The sequence below is a fragment of the Rhodobacteraceae bacterium S2214 genome, assembly GCA_025141675.1.
In the GTDB taxonomy this organism is placed as follows: domain Bacteria; phylum Pseudomonadota; class Alphaproteobacteria; order Rhodobacterales; family Rhodobacteraceae; genus Yoonia.
In genome coordinates, this window is the sequence record CP081161.1 from 2,631,290 (window position 1) to 2,648,404 (window position 17,115).

The window sequence follows — 17,115 nt, forward strand, 5'->3', positions numbered from 1 at the left end:
CAAAACTTGCCCTAATCCCTCGACCAACTTTGCGTGATCTTTGAGGGGGTATCCCGGGGCGATCTTTTGTCGCCGCCCTCGGGATTGATCTTGTCGTTGTCGGCTTAGACGACTGGGTTCAGCGCGATTGCGTCGTCGATGACAAGGCTTGTATCGTCACCCAGTTCGTAGACGCTGTATGTCTGACCGTCGATGGTTTCGGTACCAGACGCTGCAACACCGTTGAGTTCAGCCATTGTGACGCTGTCGTTGTCATCACCGTGGATGATCAGGCTATCGCTGTCCGCAGACAGAGCACGCAGCTGATCGGCAGTGATTTCGAGGTTCACACCGTTTGTTGTCTCAAGGTTGATTTCAGCGACATTGAAGTCACCCAAAGCACCGGAAGACAGGTCAAGCGATGCCGTATCCTGCAGAACAACCAATGTGGAGGTAGAGTTACCAGCCGCATCGCTGTTCGTGACCAACAGGTGAGATCCGTCAGGGATCGTGTCGCCTGCTTCAAAGAAGTGCGTATCGCCGAAGTTGCCAAGCAGATCGATGGTCGCAGCGCTATCTGCACCGTTCACAAACTGATCGAAGGCTGTATTGCTGTCCACCCCAACAACTTCCGTTGATGTAACACCTGCTTCAGATGTGGTGACCGCAATGACATCAGCTGCATCTGGTGCAACCAGATCGACTGTCACGGTTTCAGAGATAGAGTCGACGTTACCCGCCGCGTCAGTCGCTGTGACAACGATGTTTGCTTCAAAGTCATCAGCTTGGCCTGCAGCGATTGTCGCCATTTGTGCGGCTGTAAACTCAACCGTCCAAGCGCCTGCGCTGTTCACTGTCGCTGCCTGAGATACGCTACCGAAGGCAACCATCACGGTTGAACCAGCTTCAACCACACCGTTCAGCGTCACACCGTCAGATGCTTCGGCATTATTGATGACGTTGTCACCCTCAATCGCGCCGTCTGCAAATTCAAGTTTGTTCACCCATGTGTCGTAGGCCACAGTCGTGGTCGCAGAGTCAGAGTTACCAGCCGCATCTGTTGCAGTCACAGTGACTTGCGCAGTGCCTTCTGAATCGTCTGGCAGGTTCACACCTGTATAGTTTGCAGTCCAAGACCCGTCAGCGCCGGCTGTCACGATCTGTGTTTGACCTTCGAAGACAACGGAAACTTGTGCGCCCGCATCTGTTTGACCAGAGAAGGAGAAGCTATCGCTACGCTCGGCTGCGTTTACAACGCTGTCCGCGCCGCCTGCGTTTTCAGTCACAGTAACGTCGATTTCAGTGTCGATTGTCACTGTACCAGTAGCTGTAGCTGTGTTGCCCGCAAGATCAGTGGATACAGCAGTCACATTCAGTGAAAGTTCACCAGTTGGAACTTCACTGCTTGTGAAGACAGACGTCCAAGTACCGGATGATGTTGCCGTTACTGTGTGGGATACTGTGCCCAACGTGACCACAACGGATGCGCCCGCTTCGGCCAGACCAGTCAGTTCAACACCACTTGGGTGCTCGGCTGCGTTCACAGTGTTATCGGCACCGCCGACCGCTGTCGTATCAACAGTCACGTCTGTTACCGTATCAATCGCAACAGTACCGGACGTAGATGCTGTATTGCCGTAAGCGTCTGTCGCGTTGACGGAAACGTTCAGGTCATATTCGCCCTGCGCGATCACACCAGCGTCAACCGCCAAGGACCAAGAGGACCCGGATACAACTGCGTCATATGTGTTGCCACCAAAAGACACAGTCACGCTTGAGTTTTCCTCAACAGTCCCTGTCAGCGTAAAGCCATCGGATTCTTCGACGAAGTTGATTTCGCCGTTGCCTTCAACAGTACTTGTTTCGATTGTGACGCTTGCGATTGTGTCGACAACCAGAACATCCGTGGATGTTGTTGAGCCACCTTCGTTGGTCAACGTCACAGTGACGTCTTCTTGGTATTCGCCGCCAGCAACTTCGTCCTGCGTGAATTCCGCAGTCCAGTCGCCATTCTCATCAGTTGTGATGTCTTGTGTCACATCGCCGACTGTGATTGTGCCGGATGTGTTTGGCGTACCAGTACCACCGATTGTCACGCCATCTGCGTAATCTTCGGCGTTTACTGTGTGACCAACGCTTTCCGTACCGTCGGAGATTGTTACGACTGGTGGATCGATAACCGGATCGACCGGATCAACAGGGTCGGTTGGATCAGTAGGATCGGTTGGGTCCGTCGGATCAACAGGGTCGGTAGGATCTGTTGGATCTGGATCACCGCCCGTATCGCCGTCACCAGCAACATCACCGTCACCGCCATCGTCGCCACCACCAGCACCTGCCAGCAAAAGCGAACCGCCAAGTGCTGCCGCACCAGCGCCAAGCGCTGGGATGCCTGCGATACCACCAAGCAACGCGCCGCCAAGCTGGCTTGCCGCTGCTTCATCCGCAGGCACGACACCTGCAAGCTGCACGTCTGAGCCGCGCACAAAGTAAAGATCGTCGTCAGGGCTCCACTTACCGAAGCTGTCGGCGTCAACGTATTGCGCGAACAGCAAGTTGCCTTCGCCCGCGACCAATTCAGCCTGCGCCAATGTACCGTTCGCGGAGATGAACAGGTCCGCAATGGCTTCGCCTTCTGGCGTAAAGAAGCCTTCAACCGTCAATACAGTACCATCTACAAGCGTAACCTGCAGCGCCTGACCTTGACGTACGTATGAAAGGATATCCCCACGGCTGAGGTTTAACGAGACGTCTTGGCCCGCACCCGCAACAATGGATGTGCCGTCAGCCCCACCAAGGGACCCACGTTGTGTAACGCCCGCGTCACCGCGGACAACGAAATCAATCGCTGACATAATAACTCTACTCCGCCTCGTGCATGGCCATCTAACGGGACACGCTTATTTTGATTACGGAGACGTTAGCGGGTGAGATTCACCAAATCTAGGGGGAAAATGACATACTTTTGCCCGATTCGAAAAACGTGCGGCATGATTACCACTATTGCCAGAAATTACTAAAGCAACTGCTCTGGCGGCCCATCGCCTTCGTTTGTTGGCGTTTCTATGTAATATAGTTTCGCATTGATGATTGCGCCCCATAAAATCAGGTAGGCACTGATATAGAGCCAAAGCAACATACCGATGACAGCGCCGATTGATCCGTAGACCTCATTGTAGCTCGCGAAGTTGGTTAAGTAGTACGATAACCCTGCCGACGCGCCGATCCATACCACAACAACAATCGCCGCCCCCAAGGTGATCCACGGCCTGCGATGCGGCTTCATATTGGGTCCGTACCTGTACAATATGCTCAGCCCCGAAAACAGAACGGCCAAAGCGATCAGCCAACGCACCCCTTCTAGCAACATGGTCGTCGAAACAGGCAGCGGGATAAAGGCCAGGATCACCGGCAACACGACGACAGACATCAAAGCAACCGTCGCCAGCAAAACAAGAGATGCGGTTAACAGTAATGCGACCAACATTTGCCGCACCCCGCCCCGCTGTGGCGCTGCCTCAATCGCGTTGATCCCGCTCATCAAAGCACCAACAGCGGCGCGTGAAGACCAAAGCGCCAGCATAATAGAGACAAGCGTCGTCCACCCCAACGTTTCAGATCGGGCGCTCAGAAGGCTTTTGATCTGCGCCTCGAAAATTCCGTATGCTTCTTGTGGGATGACGTCGCGCATCAATTCCAACTGGTCAGACACGACCACGGGATCAGCAACCAAACCAAAGACCGCAATAACAGCCGCGATCCCCGGAAACACACCAAACATTCCGAAAAACGCCACACCAGCTGCAATCAATCCGATATGACGCGTCCCCGCTTCGATCCAGACATCATAGGCGGTGCGCCAGATTTTGAGCAGGTTTTGCAAAGCGTTCTCCGGTTTATCACCTTATACCTAGGGCAATGTTCGGCGCTTTTCCACTTGAAGATGAGCATCCATCTGAACTCCACAAAAACAGCAACTTACAGACCAAAGCTCAATCATCGCCCGACACCCTGATCCGTTTTTCCGCACAATCACGAAAGTAAAGGTTTGCCCGAGAAAGGAGTGGCCTTACACTCAGAGAAAACAGGCGAGTCCATTGAAGAATATATCCCAGCAGGTCAGCATCTTAGCAGACAAAATTCACCAATTGCGCGCAACGCGTGACCGCGTTCTCGTGGCCATGGCAGGCGCACCCGGCAGCGGTAAATCCACGCTCGCGGAAGAGGTCGCACGTGTTCTAAACGCCCAGAAGTGCCGCAGTTTGGTCGTGCCGATGGACGGCTTTCATCTAGATAACGCCATCCTCGAAGACCGTGGACTTCTGCCCAAAAAAGGCGCACCTGAGACTTTCGATGGCGAAGGTTTTCTGATTATGATCAAAAGACTGCATGCCAAAATGGATGTAATCGCCCCCACCTTTGATCGCAATCGTGATCTATCTATCGCAGGCGCGGTTCATATCCCAAGCGACGTGCCGGTTATCATCGCCGAAGGCAATTACCTGATGTTTGATGAGGACCCGTGGAACGACATCACGTCACTTTGGGATTTAACCGTCAGGTTGGACGTTCCGATGGACGAATTGCGAGGCCGATTGATCCAGCGGTGGCTGAACCAGAATTTGTCTCGTGCCGCAGCAACAAGACGGGCAGAAAGCAATGATATTCCAAACGCAAAACGGATCATCGAAAAAGCGCTTACCTGTGAAATAACGCTGTGAATTGCCATAGTAACCGGCTGTCAGGCACCATATACTAGGTGAAACCGCTGCCAAAGGACTGCCATCCGTGCCGCCGCTCGAAGATCTGATCGCCTGCCCTCATTGCGATACGCTCCATACCAATGCTGCACTAGCTGAAGGTGCGCAGGCGCATTGCGTGCGCTGTGGTGTCGTGCTGAAAACCGAACGCGCGACTGCGATTGTGAGCGTTTTGGCCTTATCGATCACGTCGTTCCTGCTGATGGTTGCGGCGATCAGCTTTCCGTTCCTGAATTTGTCGGCCGCAGGTCAGACCAACAGCACATCTGTACTGGGCGCTGTGATGGCCTTTTCTGATACATTCACCCTGCCCTTAGCGGCGGCTGTGGCGGCGTTTATCATCTTTCTGCCACTGATCCGGCTGGGCGCAATCATTATGGCTGTCACGCCGCTGGTTGCGGGAACGACGCCTTCCTTGCTGGCCCGACGTTCCTTTGGCCTGTCCGAGACATTGCGTCCTTGGTCGATGGCGGAAATCTTTATTGTCGGGGTCGCGGTTGCACTGGTGAAGGTGGCCGGTCTGGCTTCAATCGCATTTGGGCCTGCCTTCTGGGCATTCACTGTTTTGGTTGTCCTGACATTTTTTCAAGACACGTTGATTTGTAGGTATTCTATATGGCGGGCGCTGGACACATCGAAGGCTTGATCACCGCCCGCGAGGCTGGTCTGGTCGCCTGTCGCCGTTGCGGTCAGGTGCAGGATATACATGCGTCCGAATGCCCCCGTTGCCACGCGACGTTACACAGCAGGTCGCCGGACAGCCTGCAAAAAGTGTGGGCCTGGATGGTGGCAGGGATCATCTTGTTCATTCCCGCCAATATTTATCCGATGTTGATCACGCGCCAGTTGGGCGACGAAACCAGCAGTACGATCTTGGGGGGTGTCATCGATCTGATGCATTACGGATCTTACGGGATTGCCGCGATTGTGTTTGTCGCGTCCATCGTCATCCCGTTGGGCAAATTCTTTGCGATTGGATACCTCGCCATCAGTGTGCAGAAGAAATCCAACTTGAACATGCACCAACGGCACAAACTGTTTGATGCGGTCGAATTCATTGGCCGTTGGTCCATGATCGACGTCTTTGTGGTCGCAATTCTTTCGGCCCTTGTTCAGCTTGATACTTTGGCTTCAATTAATCCGGGCATTGCCGCTATTAGCTTTGCTTTGTCTGTTGTATTTACCATGCTTTCCGCTCAAAGCTTTGACCCACGTCTCATTTGGGACGCAGATAGGGCTGCCGCCACATGACCACAACACCGTCCCCCGCGCCGCTTGATGTGCGCGAACCAGAGCCACGTAAAACACGGCGCATCAGTTGGATTTGGCTTGTGCCTTTGGTGGCCCTTGCAGTGATCCTAAGCGTGGCGTGGTCCACCTACCAAGATCGGGGCGTCCTGATCGAGATTGCGTTTGAAAACGGATCAGGCATCAGCAAAGAAACCTACCTGAAGTATCGCGATATTGACGTGGGCCTTGTTGAAAAGGTCACTTTTTCTGATGATCTAGAGGTCGTGTTGGTTGACGTGCGTGTGGACAAGGAAATCGCGCCCTACCTTGATGACGACGCTATCTTTTGGGTTGTCCGGCCCGATGTAACGCTGCGCGGTGTGTCCGGGCTCGATACTGTTCTGTCTGGCGCGTACATCGCTGGCAAATGGGACACCGAAGCAGACGTCGCGCAGTCCGAATTCATCGGTCTTGAAAACCCGCCGCTGTTAGCCACGAACGATGCTGGATCGGAAATTATCTTGCGGGCCCCGAATGGTGCGTCCTTGGCCCAAGGTGCCCCGATCCTCCACAAAGGATTGCAGGTAGGTTTCCTTGATGAACCCGTACTGGACCCGACGGGTAATGGCGTGATCGTGTCGGCCTTTATCGAAGAAGAATTCGCGCGGCTTGTCACAACTAATACGCGGTTCTGGGACACGTCCGGTTTCTCGGTGTCTGTAGGTGCATCCGGTCTGAACCTTGATGTCGATAGTATCGCGTCGCTGATCGAAGGCGGCATTGCATTCGATACGGTAGTGTCCGGCGGACGCCCGTTGGGTGAATCCCGTGGCCCCGACATCTTTGATGTTTTTGACGATGAACAGGCCGCCCGCGAAAGCCTGTTTGAGCGTCCCGACCGCAACACATTGACTGTTGGTATTCTGTTTGACGAAACGGTCAACGGTCTGCGTCAGGGATCTGCCGTGAAATACCAAGGTGTTAACGTCGGCGAAGTGGCCGCGATCAATGCCATTGTTGTCGATGATAATGGCAATAAACGGGTCCGTTTGCGGACCACGCTCGATTTATCCCCGTCACGGCTTGGGATTTCAGACGAAACATCTGACGATGACGCGATGGTCATCCTTGCCAGCTTCGTGGCCCAAGGGATGCGGGCGCGTCTTGTGACAGGAAACATCCTGACGGGCGCACTGGATATCGAACTGGTCGACGTTGAAAACGCCGATCTGTTTTTCCTTGATCCGGACCGCGAACCGTTCCCGATCATCCCGACAACCGCGTCTGAAGTTTCAGACGTTGCCGCTACCGCCGAAGGTGTGATGGAACGCATCAACGAATTGCCGATTGAAGAATTGATGCAAGGCGCGGTCGATCTGATGGCCAGCATCGAAGCGCTTGCCACCGACGGCGATCTGAAAGCGGCCCCTGCGGAACTGCGCACGATCTTGGCTGACATCAGCACAGTCATCGCATCAGACGGCATTCAAGGCGCACCAGATACGCTGCAAACATCGCTTGATGGTATCCAAGACGTAGTCGCCGAAATTTCGGCCATCGTCGCAAGTGCGACCGAGGCCAACCTTGTCGGATCGTTGTCTGAAACACTCGCCGCTGCCAATGACACGGTAGCCACCATCGGCACCGCGTCTGAGGCTCTACCGTCGATCATCGCCGAAATCGAAGCATTGGCGAACAAAGCCAACGCGCTGGAAGTCGAAGCATTGCTGGCCCAAGCCAATCAGACGTTGGCCAATATCGACGCAATTCTTGTGGATGAAGCAACCACCGAAATTCCAGCCACAGTTACCGCCGCAATTGATGAAATTCGCGGCTTGGTGACAGATGTGCGCGATGGCGGTGCCGTTGATAACCTGACCACCGCATTGGCAGATACAAGCAACGCAGCCCGCGCCATTTCGACCAGCGTGGAAAGCCTGCCGGAATTGGCCGAACGGGCGACCAACCTGATTACACAGCTGGAAACCGCGACGGCGAACTTGCCCGCCATCACCGAACAGATCGAACAGTTGACGGTCAAAGCAAACAGCGTGGAAATCGAAGCGCTTGTGACCCAAGCAACCCAGACCTTAAACGCCATTGATACGATCCTGCTGAGCGATGGCGCAAACGAACTACCGGCTGCGTTGACAGGCGCTTTGGACGAAATGAACGTCTTCCTTGCGACGGTCCGCGAAGGTGGGGCGCTTGAAAACGTGAACGCCGCTCTTGCGGCTGCAGCGGACGCCGCGAATTCCATCGACACGGCGGCACGTGGTCTGCCTGCGCTGTCTTCCGAAACGGCGCGTTTGGTCAATACGATCAGCGCTGTGGCAAACGCCTACGGAGAACAATCACGGTTCTCGAGCGACACAGCCGCCACCTTGCGCGATATTCAGGCGGCCGCCGATGCGGTCACGTCCCTCGCACGGGCCATTCAACGCAACCCATCATCACTTCTGACAGGGCGATAACATGTTTAAACCACTTCTTTTGACCGTTGCCCTTACCGCGCTGACCGCCTGTTCCGGCCCGACCAATCGGGTCGAGATGACACCGTTGAATTCTACGTTGGATCTGCGGGCCAATGTCAGTTCCGCCATTGTGCGGACCGTTTCCCTGCCAAGCTATGCGGCAGCCGAAGAAATCTCGATCGAAAGCCCTGAGGGTTTGATCACCACCGATGGTGCATTCCTTTGGGCGGATGAGCCTGAACGGGCCGCTACGCTTACCATCACGCGTCACCTGAACGATATCCTGACTGCAACAATTGGCCCCGATCCGTGGCCGTTTGCTGGCATCCCAGATGTGGCCATTGAGGTCCGCGTCGAAGAACTGCTGGCGGGCAATGACGGGGTTTTCACCCTGCGCGGGCAGTACTTTATCGGGGGTGACGGGATCGATTACCCGAACAGTGCGCGCAGCTTTGCCTATACAACACCGCTTGTGGGTGAAGGCCTAAACGGCGTCGCACAGGCGCAGTCCCAAGTGATCTTGGAACTGGCCGAAGATATCGCCCGCGCTTTGTCGCGTTAGATCAGCGATCCAGTTTGACCCACGCGCTGTCGCGCTTTGACGACCGGACACAGGCATCGATGAACTGCATGCCTGCGATCCCTTCGCGGATACCCGGATAGGTCACCGCTGGATCAAGCGGGGTGCCGTCGCGCTGCGCCTCAATTGCATCTGCGGCTTCGCTATAGATGTTTGCGAACCCTTCCAGATAGCCCTCGGGGTGCCCTGCGGGGATGCGTGACATGCGGATGTTTGCATCCAACGCGCCTGCCCCGTTGGTGGTCAGCAGTTGCTTGGGTTCGCCGTGACGTGTGAACCATAATTGGTTCGGGTTCATCTGGCCCCATTCCAACCCGCCTTTGTCGCCATAGATGCGCAACGTCAGCCCGTTCTCATTCCCCGGTGCGACTTGGGAACACCACAACATCCCCTTTGCCCCGCCACAAAAACGCATCATGACATGGGCGTTGTCGTCTAATTCTCGGCCGGGCACAAAGGATGACAGATCAGCGGCAAGGCTTTCGACAGACAGGCCGGTCACGAATTCGGTCAGGTTAAACGCGTGTGTCCCGATATCGCCAGTGGACCCACCTGCCCCTGACCGCGCCGGATCAACGCGCCATTCGGCCTGTTTAAATTCTTCTTTGTTCGTCAGCCAGCTTTGCGCATATTCCGCCTGCACGACCCGCAACTCGCCTAGATCGCCGTTTTCGATCATGGCCTTTGCCTGCCGCATCAGCGGGTAGCCCGTATAATTATGGGTCAGCACAAACAAGGCATCGCTGTCTTCGACGACTTTCGCCATCTTCTTCGCGTCCGCCATCGTCGATGTCAGCGGCTTATCGCAGATCACGTGGATGCCGCGTTTCAAAAATTCACGCGTTGGCGCGAAATGCATGTGGTTCGGCGTGACGATTGCGACCGCTTCGATCCCGTCTTTCAAGCGCGCCTCGCGGATCGCCATGGATTTGAAATCATCATACACACGGTCAGGTGCTAACCCCAAAGCCGCGCCAGAGGCCTGTGATTTTTCGGGCGTTGAAGAAAGCGCGCCCGCGACGAGTTGAAAACGTCCGTCGATGCGCGACGCGATACGGTGGACCCCACCAATAAACGCGTCATTGCCGCCACCGACCATACCTAAACGAATGGGTCTCATGATCATGTCTCCTTACAGGCCAAGCATCTTGCGGTTGGTCGCTTCATCGACAGCGCCGCCTGCGAAATCGTCGAAAGCATGTTCGGTTACGCGAATGATGTGATCTTTGACGAACTGCGCACCTTCCCTTGCCCCATCTTCAGGGTGTTTCAACGCACATTCCCATTCGACTACGGCCCAGCCTGCGAAATCATTCGCGGCCATTTTGGCGAAGATCGCCCCGAAATCGACCTGACCGTCGCCCAAACTACGGAACCGACCTGCCCGATCAACCCATGATTGGTAGCCGCCATAGACACCTTGACGGCCCGTTGGGTTGAATTCCGCGTCTTTGACGTGGAACATCTTGATCCGGTCTTTGTAGATGTCGATGTTATCGATGTAATCAAGGCACTGCAGAACGTAGTGCGACGGGTCGTAAAGCATGTTGCAGCGGGCATGACCGCCAAGCCGTTCGAGGAACATCTCAAACGTCACGCCGTCGTGCAGGTCTTCGCCTGGGTGGATTTCATAGCAAACATCAACGCCGCAATCTTCCGCGAGGTCCAGAATGGAACGCCAGCGGTTCGCCAATTCATCAAATGCCGTTTCAACGAGACCTGCGGGACGTTGTGGCCATGGGTACACGTAGGGCCACGCCAGCGCGCCTGAAAATGTCGCCATTTCCGTCAGGCCAAGATTCTTAGACGCCTTCAGCGCCATTTTGACTTGATCGACAGCCCAGGCTTGGCGTGCAGCGGGGTTGCCCTGCACCTCTGGCGCGGCAAAAGCGTCAAATGCTGTGTCGTATGCGGGGTTCACGGCGACCAACTGGCCCTGCAAATGGGTCGATAGTTCGGTGATAGTGACGCCATTCGCTGCAGCTTCGCCCGCCCATTCATCACAATAGGTCTTTGATTCGGACGCCTGTTTCAGGTCAAAGAATCGCCCGTCCCAGCTGGGAACCTGCACCCCTTTGTAACCGCAATCCGCCGCCCATTTTGTAATGCCACCCCACGTATTAAATGGCGCCGCATCGCCTGCGAATTGAGCCAAAAACAGCCCCGGACCCTTAATCGTTTTCATGATGCCTCCCGCATGAATCACTGATGACGCACCAGCGCCCATCTTTGGCGATAGCAAAAACTATAACGATTTAGAAAGCAAGCCGCGACATGAAAAAAGCCGCGCACCCAGCGGTACGCGGCCTTCAAACTGCATGCAAAGATTAGTTACGGATGCGTTGTTCCGTCTTCGCATCGAACAGGTAAAGGCGGGATGGATCGACTGTGATACCGACCGTTTCGCCGGATGAAACACGTTCGTCACCACGTTGTTCGATAACGATTTTTTCGCCTGTGCTACCCTCAAGGTATGCGAATGAAACACCACCAAGGCTTTCAACCATATCAACGTTCAACGCGTTGCCTGCGGTGTCGACCTCAAGGTGCTCAGGACGCAAGCCAACGGTCACGTCGTGGCCTTTGTAAGCGGTAGAAAGATCAGCCGGAATCGTCATGCCCAATGCAGGGACTTCGACGCCGCCGTCTACGACTTTACCGTTCAAGAAGTTCATTGCAGGTGATCCGATAAAGCCCGCAACAAATTTGTTGTCGGGATCACGGTACAGATCCATCGGTGCGCCAACCTGTTCGATCACGCCTTTGCGTAGCACAACGATCTTGTCTGCAAGCGTCATCGCTTCGACCTGATCGTGCGTCACGTAGATCATCGTCGCGCCGATTTCTTTGTGCAGACGTGCGATTTCGACGCGCATCTCAACACGCAATTCGGCGTCGAGGTTGGACAGTGGTTCGTCGAAAAGGAAGACTTCCGGACCCCGAACAATCGCACGGCCAATAGATACCCGCTGACGCTGACCACCTGACAAGGCAGCAGGTTTGCGGTCCAGATAGTCTTCGAGCTTTAGAATTCGTGTTGCTTCTGCGACTTTTGCTTCGATTTCGGCTTTGGGATGGCCGTTCATCTTCAGGCCAAAGCCCATATTATCTTTGACCGTCATGTGCGGGTACAGCGCGTAGGTTTGGAAAACCATCGCTACCCCGCGCTGGGACGGGTCCATGCGGGTTACATCGCGATCACCGATGTGCATTTGACCTTCGGTTGTTTCTTCAAGCCCTGCGACCATCCGCAACAATGTCGACTTACCGCAGCCGGAGGGGCCAACAAAAACGCAGAACTCACCATCTTTGATTTCTAGATCAATGCCGTGAATGACCTGAACGTCGCCATACCGCTTGATGACCTTGTCTAGTGTAACGCCTGCCATGACTGTCTCGCCTCCCGAATGTGCCGGCCCAAAGCCCGCTAATTTCATGATCTGCTAGCCATGAATGCGCATCCCGTTTGATGTGCAATTCGATCACGTCTAGCCTCGACCTGTTGACAACACTACGCGAGTCGCGTTTTAGTTTCAATATTCAAAACCTAGTTCCAAATATTGAAACCACCGCGAGGCAGGCCGATATCGGAACTTCGGTGGGGAATGGAAGACGGAAGCACCTAGGGAGGACACTATGCGTTCCATCATGAAAACATCCTTTGCAGCACTCGCAGCTGCTAGCATCGCAGCAACTGCTGCTATGGCAGACGGTCATGCACTGTCAGGCGATCTGAAAATCACATCAGACATGTCCAACCCAGCGCCACGCGCTGTGATGGAAGGTATGGTCGCTGATTTTGGCGCCCTGCACCCTGACCTGAACATCGAGCTGACGATCGTTGACCGTGAAGCTTGGAAAACACAAATCCGTAACGCGCTGACAGCCAACTCACCTGACGTTGTGAACTGGTACGCTGCTAACCGTATGAAGCCATACGTCGACGCAGGCCTGTTTGCAGACATCTCTGACCTTTGGGCAGAGCCAGAGTTCGCAGCACTCGCATCCACAAAAGGTGCGATGACGCTGGACGACAAACAGTGGGGCGTGCCGTACACGTACTACCAGTGGGGCGTTTACTACCGCAAAGACATCTTCGCAGATTTGGGTCTTGAAGAGCCAACAACTTGGGAAGAAGAAAAAGCGAACTGTCAGGCAATCCTCGACAGTGGCGTAAAGTGTTACACAATCGGGTCCAAGTTCCTGTGGACTGCTGGCGGTTGGTTCGACTACATCAACTCCCGCACAAACGGCTATGACTTCCATATCGCACTGGCATCCGGTGAAATCGAATGGACAGACGACCGCGTACGTCAGACATTCGCTAACTGGCGCGAACTGATCGACATGGGCGCGTTCATCGACGACCACCAGAACTACAGCTGGCAAGAAGCCATGCCGTTCATGGTCAACGGTGAAGCAGCATCTTACCTGATGGGTAACTTCTCTGTCGCAGCATTCCGCGAAGGTGGCCTGACAGACGATCAACTGGACTTCTACCAGTTCCCAGTGATCAACCCAGACGTTGACTACGCAGAAGACGCGCCAACAGATACATTCCACATCCCAGCTGGTGCTGAGAACATGGAAGCGGCGAAAGAATTCTTGCGCTTTGTGACATCTGCGGAAAACCAGACCAAGATCAACTCTGGTGACGCGCTGGGTCAGCTGCCTGTGAACGCAAACTCTTCCATCGACGCGGACAAGTTCCTCGAAGAAGGTTTCGAGATGCTTTCAAACAACGCTGGTGGCGGCATCATGCAGTTCTTCGACCGTGACTTTGATGCGGAAATGGCATCTGTCGGCATGGAAGGCCTGCAAGAGTTCATGGTGTTCCCAGACAACCTGGATGACATCCTGGCACGTCTGGAAGACACACGTCAGCGTATCTACCAGTAAAGCTTAAGACTTCGCGCCCTCCTCAGATTTGAGGGGGGCGCACTTTTCAAACCCATCCGCAAACCTGACAACACTTCAGGTTTTCGCATGCGTTGACCCCTTAAAATCAGGGTGCGGGAGGACACGACCCCATGGCATTTACAACAGTTGAACCTTCAACGGCCGAACGCGGCTGGTACAAGCGCAACGAGATCGCGATCACACCGTGGTTGTTCTTGTTTCCAGCCGTCTTGTTCTTTGTGGTCTACGTGATCATTCCGATCGGCCAATCGTTCTGGATTTCGTTTCACGAATGGGACGGTCTGGGCGAAAAAACCTATGTTGGCTTGGCCAACTACGAACGGCTTTTGACCGACGACCGCAAATTCAACATTTCGTTTGTAAACAACATCAAATGGCTGCTCCTGTACCTGCTGGCGATCCCGCTGGGATTGATGATTTCACTGTTCCTGAACCAGACCGTCACGGGGATCCGGCTTTATAAGTCGCTGTTCTTCTTCCCGTTTGTGATCAGCCAAGTCGTTGTGGGCCTCGTGTTCTCATGGTTCTACCTGCCTAACTTTGGCCTGTTCAGCGTGATCCTCGATATCTTCGGACTTGAGGTCAAAGGCGGCGTTCTGGGCAACCCGAACACGGCCACCTACGGCATTATCGCGGCAGGCCTTTGGCCACAGACGGCATACTGCATGATCTTGTATCTCACAGGTCTGAACGCGGTTGACCCCGAACAGGTCGAAGCGGCACGTCTTGACGGCGCTAAGGGCCACAAGATGCTCTGGTATGTGATCCTACCACAGCTGAAGCCCGCGACCTTTATCGCTTTTGTTGTGACCATCATTGGCGCGCTGCGGTCCTTTGATCTGATTTCCGTGATGACCAACGGCGGTCCATTTGGGTCCACGCGGGTTCTGTCGTTCTACATGTTCGAGGAATCACTGTCCGAATTTGGCTTCCGCATGGGATACGGGGCGGCCATCGCCGTGGTCCTGTTCTTCATCATGCTAGGATTTATCGTCTACTTCCTGTGGTCGATGTACCAAGACGAAAAAGGGGCGCACTAAGATGTTTCCAACACCCATCGAAAAGTCATCCCGCACGTGGCAGATCAGCTATCAGATCATCCTGCCAATCGTTTTGGTCATCTGGCTGTTGCCACTAATCGCGGTTGCCATGTTCTCGATCAAGCCTGACGCGGATTTCGTAAACGGGAACTTCTGGGGGCTGCCATCCAGCTTCGAGATGTTCAACAACTACGGCAAAGTGTTCTTTGAATCCAATATGCCGAAATACCTGTTGAACTCTGTGTTCATCACGATCCCAACGGTGATCGGTGCGGTGGCGTTGTCGGCAATGGCAGGTTTCGCACTTGGTATCTACAAGTTCAAAGGCAACCTGCTGATCTTCTTCATGTTCATCGCAGGCAACTTCGTGCCCTTCCAAATCTTGATGGTGCCCGTACGCGACCTGACAATCAGCCTTGGCATGTACGACACAGTGCAAGGTCTGGTCCTGTTCCACATCGCGTTCCAGACTGGGTTCTGCACGCTGTTCATGCGGAACTTCATCAAAGCCCTGCCCTTCCCGCTGATCGAAGCCGCGCGCGTCGAAGGCATCGCAGAATGGCGCATCTTCCTTTACGTGGTGCTGCCACTGATGAAACCAGCTCTCGCAGCGCTTGCCGTGTTGATTTTTACCTTCATCTGGAACGACTATTTCTGGGCGGTTGTGCTGACACAAGGACCGAACGCGCAGCCAGTGACGGCGGGTATCACAGAGTTCAACTCGCAATTCCGCGCGGCCTATCACCTGATGTCCGCAGGGTCGATCGTGGCGGCTTTGCCACCGGTTGCGATGTTCTTCTTGATGCAAAAGCACTTCATCGCGGGTCTGACACTCGGCGCTGTGAAGTAACCGAACCAAATCGACAACAAAGGGCGCCCCGGTCTCCGGCGGCGCCTTTTTTTATGCATGAAACCCTGCCGCCAGAGGAACACCGCGGTGCAGTTGACTTAAAATCATGCTGATTTGCGCGAAATTGTGACACATTGCCGTGCTACCGAAGGGTGGGGAAATTCGCACTCAAGGTGCCTGAGAAAGGTTGTCTTAATGAAGTTCTTAAATGGTATTTTCAAAACACTCGCGATCAGCACACCGTTGTTCATGGCTCTCCCAAACATCGGATCAGCGCAAAGCGCATCATCACAGCGATCGATCACACCGTCAGACTGGTCTCGCTACGTAAATGTGGATGAACTTAGCGCCTTGATGGAACAGGTGCCGGACATCCAGATCATCGATATCCGTGCCGAAAAATACATGCCTAAGGGATCAATTCCCGGTGCTATTTGGATGTCCTTCCCAAATTGGCAGGGGCCTGCGGACCGTGCGGGACGTATGCTGACCGAGGCAGAACTTGAAACGATGATCGGCAGCATTGGGGTCGACCCTGACCTGCCAGTTGTTATTCACAATCAATCTGGTCACATCGTACAAACCGGACGCGCCGCGATTGTTTATTGGGTTCTAAAATCGGCCGGGTTCCAGAATATTGCCATCTTGGAAGACGGTTTCAAAGCGTGGCAAGCCGCTGATTTACCAACAGTTGATGAGCCGACGGTTTTACCTGCTACTCTCGTTGATTTGGAAATCCAAACTGATTGGTGGGCCGACCCAATGGATATTTTCGCCGTCGCGAGCGGCCAAATAGACGGGGCAATTCTTGATGCGCGATTGGACGGACAGGTTCGGAAGTCCATGGAAACAGGCGAACCCTTAGTCAGCATGCCAATGGCGCAATACGTGCCGTCAAGCTGGTTCACCAACGATCTGGATGCCGACAATCTATCAGCAGAGGCCGTACAGGAGTTTCGCGAAAGGCTTGAAGGCCGCGGGCTGCATCTTGACGACGAAATGCTGATCAGCATTTGTCAGACAGGTGAACTGAGCGCAGTGTCTTGGTTCTATGCCTCTGAAATCGTGGGTATCGAAAACGTCCGCTACTATCCTGACGCGCTCAAAGGGTGGTCACGTGACGGTGGCATTATGTTTGGCATGGATATGTCTGCAGGCCGTTAGTCGAACAAAACGCCGCGCAGATGCTGCGCGACGTATCTGTTTACGACGATCTATATGTTGCGTCGATCCGCAAGCTGTGGAGGGTTTTCAATGTGTAAACGCAGCGAACGCCTTCCCC

Annotated in this window: 14 protein-coding genes; 9 read left to right on the forward strand and 5 right to left on the reverse strand. The window is 54.4% G+C overall.

What is annotated here, in order from left to right; all coding sequences use genetic code 11:
• Positions 1-104 precede the first annotated feature (104 nt).
• Together K3729_13200 and K3729_13205 are read right to left on the reverse strand one after the other, a co-directional pair.
• Positions 105-2,834 (reverse strand): hypothetical protein, encoded by a 2,730-nt coding sequence (locus K3729_13200; protein ID UWQ98405.1) that lies wholly within the window; start codon positions 2,832-2,834, stop codon positions 105-107.
• Between the two features lie 161 nt (positions 2,835-2,995).
• Positions 2,996-3,760, reverse strand: coding sequence for a YihY/virulence factor BrkB family protein (locus K3729_13205; GenBank protein ID UWR01053.1), 765 nt, complete (start codon positions 3,758-3,760; stop codon positions 2,996-2,998).
• A 400-nt stretch (positions 3,761-4,160) separates the two neighbouring features.
• Between K3729_13205 and K3729_13210 the strand changes: the two genes are divergently transcribed.
• The 5 genes from K3729_13210 to K3729_13230 all read left to right on the forward strand — a co-directional run bounded on the left by K3729_13210 (position 4,161) and on the right by K3729_13230 (position 9,005).
• Entirely contained in the window at positions 4,161-4,700 is a 540-nt protein-coding gene (locus K3729_13210) for a sugar transporter (protein UWR01054.1), read from the forward strand.
• A 67-nt stretch (positions 4,701-4,767) separates the two neighbouring features.
• Positions 4,768-5,385 (forward strand): paraquat-inducible protein A, encoded by a 618-nt coding sequence (locus K3729_13215; protein UWQ98406.1) that lies wholly within the window; start codon positions 4,768-4,770, stop codon positions 5,383-5,385.
• Entirely contained in the window at positions 5,355-5,990 is a 636-nt protein-coding gene (locus K3729_13220) for a paraquat-inducible protein A (GenBank protein ID UWQ98407.1), read from the forward strand. Before K3729_13215 ends, K3729_13220 begins: the two co-directional genes overlap by 31 nt.
• Positions 5,987-8,443 carry an MlaD family protein gene (locus tag K3729_13225; GenBank protein ID UWQ98408.1) on the forward strand — a complete coding sequence of 819 codons (2,457 nt, stop codon included), beginning with the start codon at positions 5,987-5,989 and terminating at the stop codon, positions 8,441-8,443. Before K3729_13220 ends, K3729_13225 begins: the two co-directional genes overlap by 4 nt.
• Before the next feature lies 1 nt (position 8,444).
• Positions 8,445-9,005: a PqiC family protein gene (locus K3729_13230; GenBank protein ID UWQ98409.1), complete on the forward strand. Its 561-nt coding sequence runs from the start codon at positions 8,445-8,447 to the stop codon at positions 9,003-9,005.
• 1 nt (position 9,006) lies between these two features.
• On the opposite strand, the gene K3729_13235 is transcribed toward K3729_13230, so the two are convergent.
• From K3729_13235 to ugpC, 3 genes are all read right to left on the reverse strand, one after another.
• Entirely contained in the window at positions 9,007-10,143 is a 1,137-nt protein-coding gene (locus K3729_13235) for a Gfo/Idh/MocA family oxidoreductase (GenBank protein ID UWQ98410.1), read from the reverse strand.
• A gap of 12 nt (positions 10,144-10,155) precedes the next feature.
• Positions 10,156-11,208 (reverse strand): sugar phosphate isomerase/epimerase, encoded by a 1,053-nt coding sequence (locus tag K3729_13240; GenBank protein ID UWQ98411.1) that lies wholly within the window; start codon positions 11,206-11,208, stop codon positions 10,156-10,158.
• 142 nt (positions 11,209-11,350) lie between these two features.
• On the reverse strand, positions 11,351-12,412 hold the full coding sequence (gene ugpC / locus K3729_13245; GenBank protein ID UWQ98412.1) for a sn-glycerol-3-phosphate ABC transporter ATP-binding protein UgpC: 1,062 nt from the start codon (positions 12,410-12,412) through the stop codon (positions 11,351-11,353).
• A gap of 247 nt (positions 12,413-12,659) precedes the next feature.
• Between ugpC and K3729_13250 the strand changes: the two genes are divergently transcribed.
• The 4 genes from K3729_13250 to K3729_13265 all read left to right on the forward strand — a co-directional run bounded on the left by K3729_13250 (position 12,660) and on the right by K3729_13265 (position 16,997).
• Complete coding sequence (locus K3729_13250; GenBank protein ID UWQ98413.1) at positions 12,660-13,922, forward strand: ABC transporter substrate-binding protein; 1,263 nt, start codon at positions 12,660-12,662, stop codon at positions 13,920-13,922.
• Positions 13,923-14,053: 131 nt separating this feature from the next.
• Positions 14,054-14,983: a sugar ABC transporter permease gene (locus tag K3729_13255; protein ID UWQ98414.1), complete on the forward strand. Its 930-nt coding sequence runs from the start codon at positions 14,054-14,056 to the stop codon at positions 14,981-14,983.
• A gap of 1 nt (position 14,984) precedes the next feature.
• Positions 14,985-15,833, forward strand: coding sequence for a carbohydrate ABC transporter permease (locus tag K3729_13260; protein ID UWQ98415.1), 849 nt, complete (start codon positions 14,985-14,987; stop codon positions 15,831-15,833).
• A gap of 195 nt (positions 15,834-16,028) precedes the next feature.
• Positions 16,029-16,997 carry a hypothetical protein gene (locus tag K3729_13265; GenBank protein ID UWQ98416.1) on the forward strand — a complete coding sequence of 323 codons (969 nt, stop codon included), beginning with the start codon at positions 16,029-16,031 and terminating at the stop codon, positions 16,995-16,997.
• Positions 16,998-17,115 lie beyond the last annotated feature (118 nt).